The sequence below is a fragment of the Arthrobacter sp. Y81 genome (genome assembly GCF_002929335.1).
Lineage (GTDB): Bacteria > Actinomycetota > Actinomycetes > Actinomycetales > Micrococcaceae > Arthrobacter.
The window spans coordinates 262,249-279,817 of the sequence record NZ_PJIL01000004.1 but is presented as its reverse complement, the minus strand read 5'-3'; the positions used below and the strand labels follow the sequence as shown (position 1 = coordinate 279,817).

At 65.7% G+C, this 17,569-nt stretch carries 16 protein-coding genes and 1 tRNA gene; 10 read left to right on the top strand and 7 right to left on the bottom strand.

From position 1 onward, the window contains the following. Positions 1-387: 387 nt before the first annotated feature. The 5 genes from CXQ91_RS08270 to CXQ91_RS08250 all read left to right on the top strand — a co-directional run bounded on the left by CXQ91_RS08270 (position 388) and on the right by CXQ91_RS08250 (position 6,069). Complete coding sequence (locus CXQ91_RS08270) at positions 388-1,956, top strand: NCS1 family nucleobase:cation symporter-1 (protein WP_104173429.1); 1,569 nt, start codon at positions 388-390, stop codon at positions 1,954-1,956. Between the two features lie 30 nt (positions 1,957-1,986). Continuing rightward, positions 1,987-2,730 (top strand): aspartate/glutamate racemase family protein, encoded by a 744-nt coding sequence (locus CXQ91_RS08265; RefSeq protein ID WP_104173428.1) that lies wholly within the window; start codon positions 1,987-1,989, stop codon positions 2,728-2,730. Between the two features lie 42 nt (positions 2,731-2,772). Continuing rightward, on the top strand, positions 2,773-3,552 hold the full coding sequence (locus CXQ91_RS08260; RefSeq protein ID WP_104173427.1) for an SDR family oxidoreductase: 780 nt from the start codon (positions 2,773-2,775) through the stop codon (positions 3,550-3,552). Positions 3,553-3,772: 220 nt separating this feature from the next. Beyond that, positions 3,773-5,284, top strand: coding sequence for a cation:dicarboxylate symporter family transporter (locus CXQ91_RS08255; RefSeq protein WP_104173426.1), 1,512 nt, complete (start codon positions 3,773-3,775; stop codon positions 5,282-5,284). Between the two features lie 134 nt (positions 5,285-5,418). Then, positions 5,419-6,069 (top strand): Pr6Pr family membrane protein, encoded by a 651-nt coding sequence (locus tag CXQ91_RS08250; RefSeq protein ID WP_104173425.1) that lies wholly within the window; start codon positions 5,419-5,421, stop codon positions 6,067-6,069. Positions 6,070-6,085: 16 nt separating this feature from the next. On the opposite strand, the gene CXQ91_RS08245 is transcribed toward CXQ91_RS08250, so the two are convergent. The 3 genes from CXQ91_RS08245 to CXQ91_RS08235 are packed head-to-tail and all read right to left on the bottom strand — an operon-like array spanning position 6,086 to position 9,149. Next, complete coding sequence (locus CXQ91_RS08245) at positions 6,086-6,472, bottom strand: sterol carrier family protein (RefSeq protein ID WP_104173424.1); 387 nt, start codon at positions 6,470-6,472, stop codon at positions 6,086-6,088. Position 6,473: 1 nt separating this feature from the next. Beyond that, positions 6,474-7,490: an asparaginase gene (locus tag CXQ91_RS08240; protein WP_104173423.1), complete on the bottom strand. Its 1,017-nt coding sequence runs from the start codon at positions 7,488-7,490 to the stop codon at positions 6,474-6,476. A 57-nt stretch (positions 7,491-7,547) separates the two neighbouring features. Beyond that, a complete protein-coding gene (locus CXQ91_RS08235) occupies positions 7,548-9,149 on the bottom strand; it encodes a molybdopterin-dependent oxidoreductase (protein ID WP_104173422.1) in 1,602 nt (533 codons plus the stop codon). 90 nt (positions 9,150-9,239) lie between these two features. Between CXQ91_RS08235 and purD the strand changes: the two genes are divergently transcribed. Beyond that, entirely contained in the window at positions 9,240-10,565 is a 1,326-nt protein-coding gene (gene purD / locus CXQ91_RS08230) for a phosphoribosylamine--glycine ligase (protein WP_104173421.1), read from the top strand. Position 10,566: 1 nt separating this feature from the next. Then, positions 10,567-11,520 carry a phosphoribosylaminoimidazolesuccinocarboxamide synthase gene (locus CXQ91_RS08225; protein WP_104173420.1) on the top strand — a complete coding sequence of 318 codons (954 nt, stop codon included), beginning with the start codon at positions 10,567-10,569 and terminating at the stop codon, positions 11,518-11,520. Positions 11,521-11,542: 22 nt separating this feature from the next. On the opposite strand, the gene CXQ91_RS08220 is transcribed toward CXQ91_RS08225, so the two are convergent. Further along, on the bottom strand, positions 11,543-12,817 hold the full coding sequence (locus CXQ91_RS08220; RefSeq protein WP_104173419.1) for a helix-turn-helix transcriptional regulator: 1,275 nt from the start codon (positions 12,815-12,817) through the stop codon (positions 11,543-11,545). Between the two features lie 131 nt (positions 12,818-12,948). On the opposite strand from CXQ91_RS08220, the gene CXQ91_RS08215 reads away from it, so the two are divergent. From CXQ91_RS08215 to CXQ91_RS25235, 3 genes are all read left to right on the top strand, one after another. Then, on the top strand, positions 12,949-13,176 hold the full coding sequence (locus tag CXQ91_RS08215; RefSeq protein ID WP_104173418.1) for a hypothetical protein: 228 nt from the start codon (positions 12,949-12,951) through the stop codon (positions 13,174-13,176). A 99-nt stretch (positions 13,177-13,275) separates the two neighbouring features. Beyond that, positions 13,276-13,497 (top strand): hypothetical protein, encoded by a 222-nt coding sequence (locus CXQ91_RS08210; RefSeq protein ID WP_104173417.1) that lies wholly within the window; start codon positions 13,276-13,278, stop codon positions 13,495-13,497. Further along, positions 13,494-13,619: a hypothetical protein gene (locus CXQ91_RS25235; protein WP_258073882.1), complete on the top strand. Its 126-nt coding sequence runs from the start codon at positions 13,494-13,496 to the stop codon at positions 13,617-13,619. The genes CXQ91_RS08210 and CXQ91_RS25235 overlap by 4 nt, the downstream gene beginning before the upstream one ends. Before the next feature lie 67 nt (positions 13,620-13,686). Here the strand turns inward: CXQ91_RS25235 and CXQ91_RS08205 are convergent. From CXQ91_RS08205 to CXQ91_RS08195, 3 genes are all read right to left on the bottom strand, one after another. After that, positions 13,687-13,763: transfer RNA gene (locus CXQ91_RS08205), tRNA-Pro, on the bottom strand. A gap of 73 nt (positions 13,764-13,836) precedes the next feature. Continuing rightward, complete coding sequence (locus CXQ91_RS08200) at positions 13,837-15,669, bottom strand: ABC transporter ATP-binding protein (RefSeq protein ID WP_104173416.1); 1,833 nt, start codon at positions 15,667-15,669, stop codon at positions 13,837-13,839. Next, positions 15,666-17,483 (bottom strand): ABC transporter ATP-binding protein, encoded by a 1,818-nt coding sequence (locus tag CXQ91_RS08195; RefSeq protein ID WP_104173415.1) that lies wholly within the window; start codon positions 17,481-17,483, stop codon positions 15,666-15,668. Before CXQ91_RS08195 ends, CXQ91_RS08200 begins: the two co-directional genes overlap by 4 nt. Between the last annotated feature and the right edge of the window lie 86 nt (positions 17,484-17,569).

Sequence of the window (17,569 nt, the reverse complement as noted above, 5' to 3'; positions counted from 1 at the left end):
TCTCTTCCGGATCACGATCAGGCAGCTGGTTAGTCAACCCGCTGAGGATATGGGAGGTATCTTCTCCTGCAGCCACGGCAGCCTCTTTTCATCTTTGAATGTCTGGGCTCTAAGTTTTCATATTGTGAGAAAACATTCTTGCCATTCGAGATTATGCAGAAGAGTGCGCATGGTCAAGGTGATGACGCGCGGTTGGCCCGCCGGGCGTACCGGGCAGGCCCTGCGGACCGATTGTGACCGCCGCCACCCGCGGAAACTCCTTGACCCGGAGGTGATCCAGGTCATACAGTTATTCCACTCTTCAAAACCTAATTTCCGCTTTGTGGAATTAGTCGTCGGAAGCTCAGACTTCCCTCCTCCACCCATCCCTTAGAACTGGAGATCCAGATGCAGACGACCCCATCAGTCGGCGTCGAAACGGCTCCCGTCCCGACAGAGTTGTCGGGCCAGCCGGTCCATCCCGCAACGGGCGTCGACGCCCTGTGCGAAACAGCAAGCGCCGCAGCCGGGCGCACCATCAGCCCCAGCCTCTACAACATCGACCTTGCCCCGACGAAGCGGGAAGGCCGACGCTGGACCAGCTACAGCATCTTCACCCTCTGGGCCAATGACGTCCACAGCCTTGGAAACTATGCCTTCGCCATCGGGCTCTTCGCACTTGGTCTCGGCGGCTGGCAGATTCTCCTGGCCCTGGGCGTCGGTGCCATCCTGCTGTTCGCCCTCCTGAGCTTCTCAGGGTTCATGGGCGTCAAGACCGGTGTGCCGTTTCCCGTCATGAGCCGGATCAGCTTCGGCATCAGGGGCGCCCAGATCGCCAGCCTCCTCCGCGGCGCCGTGGCCGTGGCCTGGTTCGGCATCCAGACCTACCTGGCATCCGTGGTTCTCCGCGTCATGCTGGTGGCCATGGTCCCTTCGCTCCACGAAATGGACACCAACTCCATCCTTGGCCTGTCCACGCTGGGCTGGGCCGCCTTTGCGTTCCTCTGGATCGTCCAGCTGGTCATCGTCAGCTTCGGCATGGAAATGATCCGCAAGTACGAGGCCTTTGCCGGCCCCATCATCCTGGTGACCATGGCGTCCATCGCCATCTGGATCTTCGTTGAGGCCGGCGGCTCCATCGCCTGGGCATCGGACAACGCCCTCGAAGGCGCGGACATGTGGCGCACCATCTTCGCCGGCGGCGCCCTCTGGGTGGCCATCTACGGAACCTTCGTCCTGAACTTCTGCGACTTCACCCGCTCGGCCGTCTCCAAGAAGGCGGTGGTGCGCGGCAACTTCTGGGGCATCCCCATCAACATGCTCCTCTTCGGCGCCATCGTGGTGGTCATGGCAGGCGGCCAGTTCAAGATCAACGGCACGGTCATCCAGAGCCCGTCCGACATTGTCCAGACCATTCCGAACACGCTGTTCCTGGTCCTGGCCTGCCTCGCGCTGCTCATCCTGACCATCGCCGTGAACCTGATGGCCAACTTCGTGGCCCCCGTCTACGCCCTGACCAACCTCTTCCCGAAGCACCTGAACTTCCGCAAGGCGGCCTGGGTCAGCGGCACCATCGGGCTCATCATCCTGCCGTGGAACCTGTACAACAATCCGCTCGTGATCGTGTACTTCCTGGGCGGACTCGGGGCACTCCTCGGCCCGCTGTTCGGCGTCGTCATGGCCGACTACTGGCTGCTGCGCCGCGGCCGCGTCAACGTCGTCGAGCTGTACTCGGAAGACCCCTCCGGGGCGTACTACTACAAGAAGGGCTTCAACCCCCGGGCGATCATCGCACTGGTCCCGGCGGCCGCCGTCGCGCTCCTGATCGCGTTCGTTCCCGCGCTGGAGGCTGCAGCCCCGTTCGCGTGGTTCTTCGCGGCCGGCATCGCCGCGGTGGTGTACTACTTCATCGCCGACCGCTCGCAGCGGCTGGAAGACGTCGACGGCGAAGCCATCGCCGTGGCGAGCACCCACTGACAATCCCGCCCCGAGACGGAAGAGACAACCATGCGCATACTTGTCGCCAATGTGAACACCACACAGTCCATGACCGATTCCATCGCCGCCCAGGCGCGGTCCGCCGCAGCCCCGGGCACTGAGATCATCGGAATCACGCCGCGGTTCGGGGCGGACTCCTGCGAGGGCAACTTCGAAAGCTACCTGGCGGCGATCGCCGTCATGGATGCCGTGGTCAACTACCCCGAACCGTTCGACGCCGTCATCCAGGCCGGTTACGGCGAGCACGGCCGCGAAGGGCTGCAGGAGCTCCTGGACGTCCCCGTCGTCGACATCACCGAGGCTGCCGCCTCCACGGCCATGTTCCTGGGCCACAAATACTCCGTGGTCACCACCCTTGACCGGGCGGTTCCGCTCATCGAGGACCGGCTCAAGCTGGCCGGCCTCGATGCGCGGTGCGCCTCGGTGCGGGCCAGTGGCATGGCCGTCCTGGAGCTGGAAGAGGAGCCCGAGCGGGCCGTCGAAGCGATCATCGAACAGGCGCTGATTGCCGTCCGCGAGGACAAGGCCGAGGTCATTGTCCTGGGCTGCGGCGGCATGGCCGGGCTGGACGAGGAGATCCGCAAGCGTGCCGGGGTTCCGGTGGTGGACGGAGTGGCGGCGGCCGTCACCATCGCGGAATCCCTCGTGCGGCTGGGGCTGTCCACGTCCAAAGTCCGGACCTACGCCACCCCGCGGCCCAAGACAGTCATAGGCTGGCCCATAACAGCAGCGGAAGTGCCCGCTGCACGGTAGCACGGGCGTCGGCAGCCCGGCCCTCAACGCAAGGAGCGACGAATGACTGCAACCCACCGGCCCGTACCACCCCACCGGCCGGGGCCGGTCGCCGTCGTGACCGGTGCAGGTTCCGGGATTGGCAGGGCGGTGGCGAGGCTGATGCTGGCCGAGGGCTACCGTGTGGTGTTGGCCGGCCGCCGCGAGGCTCCGCTGCTGGAGTCCGCGGCCGGCCACCGCCAGGCACTGACCGTGCCCTGCGACGTCACGGTGTCCGACGACGTCGAGCGCCTTTTCGCTGCGGCCCTCGGGAAGTGGGGGAGGGTCGACGTCCTGTTCAATAACGCGGGCGTGTTCGGCCCGGCCGCGTCAGTGGATGAAATCAGCGTGGCCGACTGGGACGCAGTGGTGGCGGTGAACCTCACCGGCTCCATGCTGTGCGCCGCGGCGGCCGTGCGGGCCATGAAAGCCCAGGAGCCGCAGGGCGGCCGGATCATCAACAACGGGTCCATTTCCGCGCATTCGCCGCGGCCCCGGACAGTGGCCTATACGGTCACCAAGCACGCCATGACAGGCCTGACCAAGAGCATCGAGCTGGACGGCAGGGGCTTCGGCATCACCTGCGGCCAGATCGACATCGGCAATACGGCCACGGACATCATGGGCGCCATCGGCGTGGACTCCGGCGCCCTGCAGGCTGACGGCAGCCGCAGGGTGGAGCCCACGTTCCCGGTGCAGGATGCCGCCCGTGCGGTGCTCCTGATGGCAGGCATGCCGCCGTCGGCCAGCGTTGGCTCGGTGGTGATCACGGCTGCCGGCATGCCGTTCATCGGCCGGGGCTGACAAAGAAGAATCCACACCTTTCCGTTTCGGAAGCGGACGTCCGCACCGGGGATTCCCCGGGCGGGCGTCCGTTTGCGTGGCGGTTTTTTCATGCCCGGAAATTTCCAGTCATTTCCGCATTGTGAAAACTCATTTTCCCCTTGCGGAATAATGTGAGCGGGGTTACTTTGGAAACAGACCCCGATCTCCGGGGCTGTTCCCGATTGATAGGTACAGATCAATGAAGATCCCAGATTCCGCGGCGCTGAAGGCGAGTTCGGCGCCGTCGAAGAAGAAGCCCCTGTATAGGTCGCTCTTCTTCCAAATTCTGATCGCCGTCGTGGCAGGTGTTCTTATCGGACATTTCTGGCCGGACCTCGGCTCGCAGCTGAGGCCTCTCGGTGATGGATTCATCCAGCTCATTAAGATGATCATCGCGCCGCTGATTTTCTTGGTGATTGTCACCGGCATCTCGGCCGTAGGCGACGTCAAGGCGGTCGGAAGGGTCGGAGTCAAAGCCCTTCTCTACTTCACCGCGGCCACGCTGTTTGCGTTGGTCTTCGGACTGGTCGTAGGCAACATCGTCCAGCCCGGCGCCGGGCTGAACATCGACCCCAGCACCTTGTCCCAGGAAGCCCTGACGGCAAAAACCGGCACCACACCGCCCAAAGACGCGGCACACTTCATCCTGGACATCATTCCCACGAGCGTCATCGGCGCCTTCGCGAACAACAGCCTCCTGCAGGTCCTCTTCTTCTCGGTGTTCTTCGGCGCGGCCATCGTGGTCATCGGACGCGAGCGCTGCATGCCGGTCATCAGCCTCATGGAGACGGTCCTGGAGCTCATCTTCAAGATCATGTCCTGGATCATGAAGGTGGCACCGATCGGTGCTTTCGGCGCCATGGCCTTCATCATCGGCCAGTACGGACTCGACACGCTCAGCACCTACGCGTTGCTCATTGCCGCCTGCTACGGCGCGGCCATTGTCTTCATCGGACTGCTGTTCCTCGTGGCCTGGGGCTTTGCCCGCGTCCCGCTCTGGCACTTCCTGAAGTACACCCGCGAGGAGTTCCTGCTGGCGCTCGGCACCGCCTCCACCGAGGCCGTCATGCCGCGCATCATGACCAAGCTGACCAACGCCGGCTGCTCACGCGCCACCACCGGCCTGGTGGTTCCCACCGGCTATTCGTTCAACCTCGACGGCGCCGCGATCTACCTTTCGATCTCGCTGCTCTTCCTGGCGCAGGCCTTCGGCCATCACCTGGACCTCGGCCAGCAGCTGGCTGCGCTCGGTGTCCTGCTCCTGACCTCCAAGGGCATGGCCGGTGTTCCCGGCTCCTCGTTCCTTGCGCTGTCCGCCACCGCGGCCGCCCTCGGGATCTTCCCGGTTGCCGGGGTCGCACTGCTCCTTGGCGCGGACCGCCTGATGGACTCCATGCGGGTTGTGGTCAACCTGCTGGGCAACTGCGTGGCAACCTTCGTGGTCTCCAAATGGGAGGGCCAGTTCGACCGCAGCGTCATGGTCCGTGCCTTCCGAGGTGAAATCACCAACCACGACTCGGCCATCATGCTCGGCGTCGAGGATGACTTCGAGGACCAGGAACTTGCCCGGATCAGCGGCGGAGAGACGCCGTCGCCCAAATTCCGCGGCGGTCCCAACCCTGAGGACATCCCCGGATTCCAGATGAGCCAGCCCGCCGGCGCCCATGCAGGTCCGCCGGAGCGCAGCTCGGCAGCCATCAACCACGAATAGCGGGACGCCCAAAACAGCGCACCCGCAACCGGAAAACTTCAGCACCGGCACAAACGCAGCCCCGCCCCGGAAGCCACCGGGGCGGGGCTGCGCGTTGCTGAGCCGGAGCCGGGCGCGTCGCCTAGGATTTCCTCATGACGGCAAACAGGGGACTTGCACTATTCAGGTTTTTCTTCGCGGCGCTCTGCCTGGCCGCACTCGTGGGTCAGTTCACGTACAACGTCCAGAACATCGCCAACTACCGGCCGCTGAACTTCTTCAGCTTCTTCACTGTCGAGTCGAACATCATCGCCACCGCAACGTTCGGGATCGCGGGCTGGTACGCCTGGCAGGGCCGGACCACCCGGTGGCTGGAGCTGCTGCGCGGCGCGGCCACCATGTACATGACCATCACCGGGATTACCTACAGCCTGCTGCTGAGCAATATCGAAGTGGACACGGCGGTCCCCTGGATCAACGTGGTGCTGCACTACACCATGCCCACCGTGATCGTGATCGACTGGCTCGTGGACCTTCCCCGGAAGCGGATCTCGCTCAGGGAATCCCTGATCTGGCTGGCTTACCCGCTGGCATACCTGGTGTACAGCCTGCTCCGCGGTCCTTTCGCGGACTGGTACCCCTACCCGTTCCTTGATCCGCGGATCGACGGCTACGGACACGTGGCAATCATGTCCCTGCTGATCGCGGTGCTGGCGTTTGTCCTGGCCGTGGTGATTGCGCTGTCCACCAGGCTCCAGAACACCGTCCCGCACCCGGCTGCTGAGGTTCCGGCCAAGGTCCGCTGAAGCGTCCTGCCGGGGACTACAGCGGGAGCAGTTCCGACAGGTCCGCCCGCAGCCCCGACGCGGCTACCTTCCCGGACGCCACGGCGTCCGACCAGTTCAACTGGCCGGTGACCATCGCCAGCCAGGTGGCGGCGTCGCACTCTATGACGTTCGGGGGAGTACCGCGCGTATGGCGCGGGCCCTCCACACACTGCGTGACGCCGAACGGCGGAACGCGCACCTCGACGGAGTTGCCCGGCGCCCTCGCGGTGACCTCTTCCAGCGAGTAGCGCACCGCCGTCGCGGTCACCGCACGCGGAACCCCCGACGCCGGAACGCCCGACGCCGGAACGCCCGCTTCCCGCCAGGCGGCCAGCGCGGCGCGGCCCTCGTCGATATCGATGCGGCGGCGTGAAATTGCCATGTCAGTCCAGCAGCGCCGAGACGGCGTGGCCGAGCCGGATCTTGCCCACGGGCCGTCCTCCGCCGAGCACGGGCTCCACGACTTTTTCCAGCACGCTGGAGACGCCCGGGATGTCCACCGCGCCGGAGGCGGCCAGCAGGGTGAGGCCCACCAGGGTGGTGGCGCGCAGGTTTCCGTCCAGGACCTTGATGGCCACGGAAACGCCCGTGCTGGTGGCCATGGCCAGCACGCCTTCCGCGCCGATCTTGGCGATGATCTCCAGTTCGTCCATCACGATGGTGTTGGGCTCGCCCTTGCCCTGGACGGCCCACGGGTAGTCAAGCATGGACGTGGCGATGGTGGCGGCACGCGCGTTCGAATTCTTGTCCCCCGGAGCCTTGGCCAGCCGGGAGTAGGCCCGTGCCAGCCCCGTCAGGGAAATGGCCGCCACGGGAGCGCCGCAGCCGTCGATGCCCAGGTGCGCAATCCGCTCGCCGGAATACTCCTCGATGGCGGACCGGACGCGCTGCTGCAGCGGATGGTTGGGCTCAAGGTAGCTGTGGGTGTCCCAGCCGTTCTCCGTGCAGGCCCACAGGAAGGCGGCGTGCTTTCCCGAGCAGTTGAACGCAAGCTTGGACTTGCCCTGCTCCGACCGGATGAGCCAGTGGCGGGCGTTCTCGTCCTGCGGCCAGGCGGTGGGACACTGCAGCTGCTCTTCCTTGACGCCGGCTGCCTTGAGCATCCCCTCCACCACATCCATGTGGTCCAGCGACCCGGTGTGGCTGGCACAGGCTAGGGCAACCTGGGCGCCGCGCAGTGGGACGCCGGCCTGCATGGCGGCGAGGGCCTGCAGCGGCTTCAGCGCAGAGCGGGCGTAGATGGGGGTGGTGATGTCGCCGAGCTGCGTGACCACCGTTCCGTCGGCGGCAAGAACCACGGCTGAGCCGATGTGCCGGGATTCGACGAAACCGCTTCGTTCCACGACTGCCAGTTCGACGGCGGACTCCACTGTGAATGTGGCATGCGGATTTTCTGGCATGGCTAAAGTCTATGGTGCAGGTGCTGGAAACCCGGGAAATCCGGGGCCATGGCCGGGCTATTGCACCGTCACCATGACCGACTGCCAGCCGGAGGCGCCGTCGGGCACGGGATCGGCGCGCTTGTCCGTCTGGACCTGGCCGGTGCCGTCGGTGGCGCGGGCCTTGATGTAGTGCGGCCCGGGCGTGGCGTCCCATTCGAACGACCACTGCCGCCACGTCACCACGGAGGCTTCCGCGGACAGCACGGCCTCGGTCCAGGGGCCGTTGTCGATCTGCACTTCGACCTTGGTGATCCCGCGGGTCTGGGCCCAGGCCGTGCCGCCGATGGCCACCTTGCCGGCCGGGACCTGCGCGAAGGACTTGGGCACCTCCACCCGGGCCATGGTCTTGATGGGGCCGCGCTCGGACCAGCCGCGGTCTGTCCAGTACGCCTTGCTGTCCGCGAAGCGGGTGACTTCCAGGTCCACAACCCATTTGGTGGCGGAGACAAAGCCGTACAGGCCGGGGACCACCATGCGCACGGGGTATCCGTGTTCAAGCGGCAGGGGCTCGCCGTTCATGCCGATCGCCAGCATGGCGTCCCGGTCGTCCTGCAGCACTTCGAGCGGAGTCGACGCGCTGAAACCGTCCTCGGACGTGGACAGCACCATGTCGGCACCGTCCTTGGGGCGCGCCATTTTGAGGACCTCGCGCAGGGGAAGCCCCAGCCATTTGGCGTTTCCGGCGAGGTTTCCGCCGACGGGATTCGACACACAGGTGAGCGTCACGTGCGACTCGATCAGCTCGGCGTCGAGCAGGTCCTGGAATGTCAGCGTGACTTCCTGCTCCACCAGGCCGTGGACGCGGAGCTCCCAGTCCTGGACGTTGATCTCCGGCACGCTCAGGGCGGTGTCGATCCGGTAGAACTCATTGTTTGGAGTGACCCACGGCGTGACGCCCCGGGCGGCTGACTGCACGCCGGCCGGGACGGCGGGGGCGGCCCTGGCCGGCGCAGGGAGCTGCAGGGATTCACGGGCCTGGGCCACGTTGCTGCGTGCCGCGCTGAGCAAGCGGCCTCCGGTGGCCGCGATGGCGGCCGCCGCAGCAGTAATCCCGGACGCGGCGAAGAAGGCACGGCGCGTTGTGGCCGGACGTTCGGTGTCCTTGGCTGCCACATCGGCTGCCACATCGGCTGCCACATCGGCTGCGACACCGCGCCACGGGCGCATCCGCCACAGCCGCGTCATCAGCAGGCGCAGCACCACCAGCCCGGCCACGGTGCCGATCAGCGACGGGATGGCGTCCAGCGGCTTCACGCTGGCCCGGGTGACCACGCTGGCGACAATGACCGCGCCCATCAGCAGGACGCCGGCCACGCCCAGCGCCCACTTCCGGTAGGCCACAACGCCCAGCACACAGGCCAGCAGGAGGATGGTCAGGCCCATTCCCGCGAACAGTGCTGCCTTGTCATTGGTGCCGAACGTGGCGATGGCAAAATCCTTCAGCCATGGCGGCGTGAAGTCGATAAAGGTGGAGCCGAGGGCAATGAGCGGCGTTGCCCGCGCCGTGAAGAAGGCGCCGATCAGTTCCGCAACGGAAAGGACGACGGCGGCCGCGGCCACGCCTGCCAGGGCGGCCAGCGCGGTGGGGCCCTGGAGCCAGTTCGTGAGCTTCTTCATGCCGGGGGTTCGTAGCTGCCGGCCTTAAGGATTGATGGGGCAGGTCACGGCTTAGGACCGGACCGGGTGCACAAAGTACCCTTGGAGACTGTGAAGGTACTAGTCATTGGCCCTGGTGGCCGCGAACACGCCATTGTCCGTTCCCTGCTTGCAGACCCCAACGTTTCGGAAGTCCATGCGGCTCCGGGCAACGCGGGCATCGGCAAACTGGTCCCCACGCACGCCATCGACGCCAATGACCCGGACGCTGTTGCCGCCCTGGCCACCAAGCTGACGGTGGACCTGGTGGTGGTTGGTCCCGAGGCGCCCCTGGCGGCTGGAGTGTCCGACGCCGTCCGTGCAGCAGGGATCCCGGTGTTCGGGCCCAGCAAGGCCGCCGCCCAGCTCGAGGCGTCCAAGGCCTTCGCCAAGCAGGTCATGGCCGAGGCCGGCGTTCCGACCGCCATGGCGCGCGTTGCCAGTAACGCCGAGGAAGCCGCCGATGCGCTGGACACCTTCGGCGCCCCCTACGTGGTGAAGGACGACGGCCTGGCGGCGGGCAAGGGCGTTGTGGTCACCAAGAACCGGGACGAAGCCCTGGCCCACGCCCAGACCTGTTTTGACGTGGGCGGCTCCGTGGTTATTGAGGAGTTCCTGGACGGCCCCGAGGTTTCCGTGTTCGTCCTGTGCGACGGCCGCAACACGGTGGCGCTCTCCCCGGCGCAGGACTTCAAGCGCATCTTCGACAACGACGAGGGCCCCAACACCGGCGGCATGGGCGCGTACACCCCGCTGGAGTGGGCTCCGGAAGGCCTGGTCCAGGAGGTCATTGACCGCGTAGCTCAGCCCACGGTCAATGAGATGGCGCGCCGAGGCACCCCGTTCGTAGGCGTGCTGTTCGTTGGCCTTGCCCTGACCAAGCGCGGCACCCGCGTCATCGAGTTCAACGTCCGCTTCGGCGATCCCGAAACCCAGGCCGTCCTGGCCCGGCTCAAGACCCCGCTTGGCTCGCTGCTGCTGGCGGCCGCCAAGGGCGAACTGGACAAGGCGGAAGAGCTGCGCTGGTCCAAGGACACCGCAGTCGCCGTCGTGGTGGCCTCCGAAAACTACCCGGACACCCCGCGGACCGGGGACCGCATCCGCGGGCTCAAGAAGGTTGATGAGCTGGAGGGCGTGCACGTGATCCACGCCGGCACCAAGCTGGACGAGGAAGGCAAGGTAGTCTCCGCGGGCGGCCGCGTGCTCGCCGTTGTGGCGCTGGGAACCGACCTCGTGGAGGCCCGGGAACGGGCGTACGACGGCGTGGAGCTGGTGCAGCTTGAAGGCGGACAGTTCCGCACCGATATCGGTCGGAAGGCGGCGCGCGGCGAAATCAAGGTGGCGTCCACCAACGGATCCGCCACCGGAACGCTGCCCGTGACGAAGGCAAAGGCATAGCATGACTGAGAATTCCCAGCCGGACGCAGCCCCCAAGACGGGCCTCGACACCGAAACGCTGGACCTGCCGGGCTGGCGCCACGTGTACTCCGGGAAAGTCCGGGACCTTTACGTTCCGGCGGACGATTCCCTCACGGCGCAGTTCGGCCAGGACTGCGTCCTGGTAGTGGCCAGCGACCGCATCAGCGCCTACGACCACGTGCTTTCGAGCGAGATCCCGGACAAGGGCCGCATCCTCACCCAGCTCAGCCTGTGGTGGTTCGGGCAGCTGGGCGTGGAGCACCACGTGCTCGCATCGACCGTGCAGGACGGAGTTCCCGCTGCCGTCGAAGGCCGCGCCATGATCTGCAAGAAACTGGATATGTTCCCGGTGGAATGCATCGCCCGCGGCTACCTCACCGGCTCCGGGCTCCTGGAGTACCAGCAGTCCCGCACCGTGTGCAGCATTCCGCTGCCGGAGGGCCTGGTGGACGGTTCACGCCTTGATGAGGCCATCTTCACGCCGTCCGCGAAGGCGGAGGTGGGGGAGCACGACGAAAACATCACCTACGACGCCGTAGTGGGGCTCGTTGGCGACGACGTTGCCGCGCGCCTGCGTGAGCTGACACTGAAGATCTACACCAGGGCCGAGGAAATCGCCCGTGAACGCGGCATCATCCTCGCAGACACCAAGGTGGAGTTCGGCTTCGACGTGGCCAGCGGCGTCATTACCCTGGGTGATGAGGTCCTGACCCCGGACTCGTCGCGGTTCTGGGATGCGGCCACCTACGAACCGGGCAAGTCACAGCCCTCCTACGACAAGCAGTACGTCCGCGACTGGCTGACGTCCGCCGAGTCCGGCTGGGACCGGGCCTCGGATGCGCCGCCGCCGGCCCTGCCGGAGGACGTGGTGACCCGGACGCGCGGCCGCTACGTTGAGGCGTACGAAAAACTCACCGGGCTCAAATTCGCCTAGCCGGTTCGCCTAAAGGACCTGCCTAGCTGGCCTCTGCCGCGGCTTCGGCCGCGGCAGCGCGCCGCTGGGCCAGCTTGATCTCCAGCACGGCGTCCATGGCCTGCTGCACCCTGTCGGAGGCGCCGGCGGCACTGAACTCCTTCTGGGCTTCCTCGAGGAGCACCAGCGCCTCGTCGGATTCCCCGGCGGCCTTAAGCGACTTCCCCAGCAGCAGCGACACTTCGCCTGCGGTGTGGCGGGCCAGGGCCTTGCGCTCGGCATGGATCTCACGCAGCTTCGCTACCGCGGCAGGGATGTCACCGGTGAGGTACAGCCAGCGTGCGCGGATGAACGCCACCTCGAGCTGGTCCGTTTTGTTGCCGCCCACGATGGACAGTGCCAGTTCGGCGCGCTCGATCGCTGAGAGGGTTTCCGGTTCCACGATGCCGGACGAGAGCCGGACTGCAGCGGAGGCTTTGTTGAAGCGGGCCCAGAGTTCGATGTCATTGGCCGGCGAGAGCAGCTTGGCGGCCCGTTCGTGGTACTTAATGCCCTCGGGGTAGTCATGCCGCATAAAGGCCACGTTGCCAATCACCCAGGCCACTTCGCCTGCGAGCTGCGAGATGGACTGGTCGTCCATCTGGTCGTTCATGGCCTGGCAGTAGGTCCAGGCCTCGTCCAGCCGGCCGCTTTCGGCCAGGGCGCCGATCAGTGCGCGCAGGGCACCGATGATCAGCGTTGACCCCTTCGGCAGCTGGGAGCACAGTTCCACGGCCTTTTGGGCGTGCTCGACGGCCGTGGCCAGCTGGCCCTGCCCGTGGCACACCGCGGCGAGCATCTGCCGGGCGCGCACCCCCAGGCCGGCGGACTCAGTGGCCATGGGGTGTTCGAGGAGGTGCAGCATGATGTTCTGGCATTCCTGCAGCTGGCCCTGCTTCATGAGGCATTCCGCCTGCATGTAGGTCATGTTCCACCAGGCACTGGTGTTCTTGCCCTCGAGGGCTATCTGGGCGGCGGTGGCGGCGTGCGCCGCCGCGAGGGGGTAGTCCCGGAGATCCCAGGCCTGGCGTGCGTAGAGCCCGGCCAGTACGTACTCGGCGTCGCTGACCGAGATAGGCTGGCTCCAGGCTTCCAACGCTTTGGGGGCCAGCTCGAGCCTGCGGGCTAACTCTTCTATAACATCGGCGGTTGGTTCGCGCCGACCTGTTTCCAAGAGGGAGATGTAGCTGGGAGAATAGAGGTCCTTTCCCAGTTCTGCTTGCGTCAACCCACGTTCGAGTCGTTCGGCGCGGAGCTTCTCCCCGAATCCGTTCCCCACGGGTTTCCTCCTTATTCCGGACAGTCTTTATACCAAATGCTTGACAGTCTCTGTGGAAAACATTTTACAATGTATGTCAACAAGGGCAGTGCTGACTTTGTAACGAATCCGACTCGTATTGAGGAAACCTAATGTTGAAGAAGATCGCAGCCGCCGCCGTTTTGGCAGGCGCACTGGCATTTTCAGCCGCAGCCCCCGCAGTGTTGTCTGCAGGTCCTGTCGGTAACTGGGCGGATCAGCTGGGAAGCACCACCACTATCGGCAACTGGCCCGATCCTATGCAGGCTTCACAGGCCATCGGCAACTGGCCGGATCCCATGTTCCAGGCTTCCATCGGCAACTGGCCGGACCCGATGTAGACGGTTGACGTACCTCCCGCAAGGGAACACAGGCTCCGGGACATGCGCGAACCATGTCCCGGAGCCATTTTTTTACTCAAACGACGCAAGGGGAGTGTCATGAAGCGCAGGGCATCGAATGACTTGAAGCGCGCCTACGCGGTGTGGACCATAGCTGGGACCTCTCTGATCGTGGCCGCTGTGGCCGGGTTCCCGATCTTCGCCGTGCTCACCGGGACGGCCGACGCCGGAACGCTGGCGTGGGGGATCGTAGGCATCGCATCGCGTTGGAGGCGCTGGTGCTCTTTGGCTATGGACTCCGGCTTCGGCACCGGTACGTGAACCAGGTACGGACCTACGAAACGCGAGGGGACTACCGGGAGGACGACGGTTCCAACCGGCCCAGGATTCCCCTGCTGGGGGACGGCCAGGCCAACCAGAGGACCACTTTCGACAGCCTCTGACGCCGGGCCCGGCGGGGCGGCAGGACAAAGCAAAGAGGGCCTTCCGAATGGAAGACCCTCTTACTTTTGGTCGGGATGACAGGATTTGAACCTGCGACCTCTTCGTCCCGAACGAAGCGCGCTACCAAGCTGCGCTACATCCCGATCCGCTGCAAAAGCAACTTTACAAGAATAGCGGATGGTTGCCCCGGATGTGAAATCGGCGCCGAATTCAGTTCTAGACGAGCGAGTCCTTCCACGCCCCGTGCAGTTGCGCGAACCGCCCGCCCCCGCCGATCAGCTCCTCCGGTGTGCCGTCCTCTACCACCTGTCCGTCATGGACCACCAGGACACGGTCCGCGGTCTCCACCGTGGACAGGCGGTGGGCGATGATCAACGCCGTGCGCCCGGCGTCGTGCCCCGCCACGCCCGCCAGGAGGCTGGCGAGACCGTGCTGGACCAGGCGCTCCGAGGGGATGTCCAGTGAGGACGTGGCCTCGTCGAGGATGAGCACCGCCGGGCGGGCCAGGAAGGCCCGGGCAAAGCTGATGAGCTGGCGCTGGCCGGCCGAGACACGCCCGCCGCGCTTGTTCACGTCAGTGTCGAAGCCTTCCGGCAGTTCCATGATGAATTCGTGGGCGCCCACCGCCCGCGCGGCTTCCTCGATTTCCTCCCGGGACGCCTCCGGACGGCCGAGGGCAATGTTGTCTGCCACGGACCCGCTGAACAGGAAGGCCTCCTGGGTGACCATCACGACGTTCCGCCGCAGGTCCGGCGTGGTGAGGCTCCGGAGGTCCACGCCGTCCAGTGTCACCGACCCCTCGGACACGTCGTAGAAGCGGGCGATCAGCTTGGCCAGCGTGGACTTGCCGGCGCCGGTCTGACCCACCAGGGCAACGATCTGCCCGGCCGGGATGTGCAGGTCAAGAGTCGGAATGATTACGGGCCCGTCGCCGTACCGGAATTCCACGCCGTTGAAGGCGATGGTCCCGCGGGCATCGCGGAGCGCTACGGGGTTCTTCGGAGGCCTTACAGTGGGTACCTCCTCCAGGAGGCCGGAGACCTTCTCCAAGGCCGCCTGGGCGCTCTGGAAGGAGTTATAGAACATGGCCATCTGGTCGACGGGCTGGAAAAAGCGCTTGGTGGACAGGATCAGGGCCAACAGCACGCCGACGGCGAGCTCCCCGCCCAGCACCCGGAAACCGCCGAAGAGCAGCACCACAGCGACGCAGACGTTGCCGATCAGCACCAGCCCCGGCTGGAAGACGCCGTTGAGGTTGATCGACCGGACGGTGACCTTTCGGTAGTCCTCGGACAGTTCGCCGTAGCGGGCTGCGTTTTCGCGCTCCTTGCGGAAGGCCTTGACTGCCCGGATGCCGGTCATGGTTTCCACGAAGTGCACGATCAGGCGCGCGGACACCACGCGGGATTCGCGGAAAGCGATCTGGGAGTGCTTCTGGTACCAGCGGGCCAGGAAGAACATGGGAACGCCGGCGGCCAGCACAATGAGGCCGCTGCGCCAGTCCAGGGCGAACACCGTGACGGCGGTGAACACCATAAAGAGCATCCCCGAGGCGAGCGAACTGACGCCGGAGTCCAGGAGCTCACGCAGTGCTTCGAGGTCCGAGGTCTGCCGGGCAATGATGCGGCCGGATGTGTACTTCTCATGGAATTCAAGGCTGAGCCGCTGTGTGTGCCGGAAGACGCGGACCCGCAGGTCCAGCAGCATCGCCTGGCTCAGTTTGGCCGTCGAGGTCACGTACAGGGCGGTGAGGCCGGCGGTGGCGATCGCAGCGGCCAGGTACGCGACACCGGTGAGCACCAGCGGCACGTTGTCCCCGGTCCGGAGCGCCGGTAGGGCGTGGTCGATGCCGAAGGCGATCAGCGCCGGTCCGGCCACCCGGGCGGCCTGCGAGAGGACCACCATGGCGATGGTGAGCCAGAACCTCAGCCGGACCGGACGGATCAGGGACCCGAGTAAGGCGAGCGACCGCCGTCGGACGGTCTTGCTTTCGCTTTTGGTCAGGTGGGCGTTGTCCTCGTTGGCGGTGCCGAACGTTGCGGTGCTCATCGGGAAATCTCCTCGGACTCGTCGCTTAATTCTGAGAGGTCCGACAGTTCGGAATCCAGGTCCCTGGGCCCGGTTTCCAGGCTGGCAATCACGTAGCGGTAGTGCTCGTTGTGCGCCAGCAGTTCCGCATGGGTGCCGACGGCGGCGATCCGCCCTTCCTCGAGCAGCGCCACCCGGTCGGCCAGCGCCACGGTGGACGGCCGGTGGGCGACGATCAGAGTGGTGGTGTCCGCCAGGACTTCGCGCAGCCTCGCTTCGACGAGTTCCTCGGTGTTGACGTCCAGGGCGGACAGGGGATCGTCCAAAACCAGCACCTTGGGCTTCGCGGCGATGGCGCGGGCCAGGGCGATGCGCTGCCGCTGGCCGCCGGAAAGGCTGAGTCCTTCCTCGCCGATCAGGGTGTCCAGGCCCTCGGGGAGGGAGTAGGCAAAATGTGCCTGTGCAACGTCGAGGGCTTCCTCCAGCGTTTCCTGGCTCCGCTCCCTTGCGCCAAGCAGGACGTTGTCCCGGACGGAATTGGAAAACAGCGTGGTGTCTTCGAAAGCCACGCCCACCACCGTGCGCAGTTCCTCCACGGAGAACTCGCGCAGGTCCACGCCGTCGATGGTGATGGAGCCCGCGGTGACGTCATAGAGCCGGGGGACCAGCTGGAGCAGCGCGCTCTTGCCGCTGCCGGTGATGCCCACCAGCGCCATGGTTTCGCCAGGCCGGATGGCCAGGCTGACTTCCTTGAGGATGGGCTTGTCCGGGGCGTCCTCGAACGCGAATGTGGCGGAGTTGAAACTGAGGGCCCCCGTGAGCCGGGCGGGATTCCGGGGCTGCTCCGGGCTGGTGATGGTGTTGGCCGCGTCCATGACCTCAAAATGCCGGTCAATGGCCGTCTTGGCTGTCAGCGCCATGGCCAGCAGCATGCCGCAGAATTCCACCGGAGCGGCGATGACGGCAGCGGTGGCGAAGAACGCCACCAGGGCGCCGATGCTGAGCTGGCCGTCCGCGGCCAGCATGACGCCCACCACCAGCCCGGCGCCCAGCGCGAGTTCCGGGAGGAGGGTGACCACCATGCTGAAGGTCGCGAGGTGCTTGGCCTTCGCGATCTCGGTCTGCCGCAGTTCCTCGGCCTGCTCGTTGAAGTTTTCCAGGGCCTCGCGGCTGCGGCCGAACGCCTTCAGCACCCGGATGCCGTGCACCGATTCCTCCACGGTGGTGGCGAGGTCGCCGGCCTGGTCTTGGCTCCGGCGGGCCACCTTGCTGAAGCGCGTCCGGAACCGGAAACCGTAGATCATGATGGGCGCGGCCGCGGCCAGGAAGATCAGCGCCAGCTGCCAGCTCATGGAAAACATCACGACGACGCCGATCACCACCGTCAGGGTGGTCACCACCAGCATGATGGCGCCGAACGCCATCCAGCGCCGCAGGAAGTTCAGGTCCGTCATCGCCCGGGACAGCAGCTGCCCGGAGCCCCAGCGGTCGTGGAAGGACACCGTCAGGTCCTGGAGGTGGCCGTAGAGCGATACGCGCATCCGCGTTTCCACCGTGGTTGCCGGGTTGATGACGAACTGGCGTCGGAGGGCAACAAGCCCGGCTTCGGCGATGCCCAGGCCCAGGATGATGAGCGAGGCAATCCAGACTGCGTCCGTTGCGCCGCCCGGCTGGAGGGAGTCATTGATGAGCACCCGCAGCACCTGCGGGATGGCCAACGCCACGATGCTGGCCAGGAGTGCGCACAGAAGCCCCATAAAAAGCCGCGGGATGATCGGCTTCACATGGGGATAGAGTCGGCTGATTGACGTGAAGAATGGAGTCTGCTTGGCCATGCCCGCTTCTTAAAGCTCAACTGCGAATGTAGTTTCCTTTAGCAACTACCTTAGGCCATGCAGTGACACGGTTCACAGGATTCCGG

Excerpts from the sequence above, each read along its gene's own strand:
- CXQ91_RS08240 (WP_104173423.1), bottom strand. The coding sequence starts at position 7,490 with ATGCCAGAAAATCCGCATGCCACATTCACAGTGGAGTCCGCCGTCGAA.
- CXQ91_RS08260 (WP_104173427.1), top strand. The coding sequence starts at position 2,773 with ATGACTGCAACCCACCGGCCCGTACCACCCCACCGGCCGGGGCCGGTC.
- CXQ91_RS08215 (WP_104173418.1), top strand. The coding sequence starts at position 12,949 with ATGTTGAAGAAGATCGCAGCCGCCGCCGTTTTGGCAGGCGCACTGGCA.
- CXQ91_RS08265 (WP_104173428.1), top strand. The coding sequence starts at position 1,987 with ATGCGCATACTTGTCGCCAATGTGAACACCACACAGTCCATGACCGAT.
- CXQ91_RS08245 (WP_104173424.1), bottom strand. The coding sequence starts at position 6,472 with ATGGCAATTTCACGCCGCCGCATCGATATCGACGAGGGCCGCGCCGCG.
- CXQ91_RS08255 (WP_104173426.1), top strand. The coding sequence starts at position 3,773 with ATGAAGATCCCAGATTCCGCGGCGCTGAAGGCGAGTTCGGCGCCGTCG.
- CXQ91_RS08210 (WP_104173417.1), top strand. The coding sequence starts at position 13,276 with ATGAAGCGCAGGGCATCGAATGACTTGAAGCGCGCCTACGCGGTGTGG.
- CXQ91_RS08270 (WP_104173429.1), top strand. The coding sequence starts at position 388 with ATGCAGACGACCCCATCAGTCGGCGTCGAAACGGCTCCCGTCCCGACA.
- CXQ91_RS08225 (WP_104173420.1), top strand. The coding sequence starts at position 10,567 with ATGACTGAGAATTCCCAGCCGGACGCAGCCCCCAAGACGGGCCTCGAC.
- CXQ91_RS08195 (WP_104173415.1), bottom strand. The coding sequence starts at position 17,483 with ATGGCCAAGCAGACTCCATTCTTCACGTCAATCAGCCGACTCTATCCC.
- CXQ91_RS08235 (WP_104173422.1), bottom strand. The coding sequence starts at position 9,149 with ATGAAGAAGCTCACGAACTGGCTCCAGGGCCCCACCGCGCTGGCCGCC.
- CXQ91_RS08250 (WP_104173425.1), top strand. The coding sequence starts at position 5,419 with ATGACGGCAAACAGGGGACTTGCACTATTCAGGTTTTTCTTCGCGGCG.
- CXQ91_RS08200 (WP_104173416.1), bottom strand. The coding sequence starts at position 15,669 with ATGAGCACCGCAACGTTCGGCACCGCCAACGAGGACAACGCCCACCTG.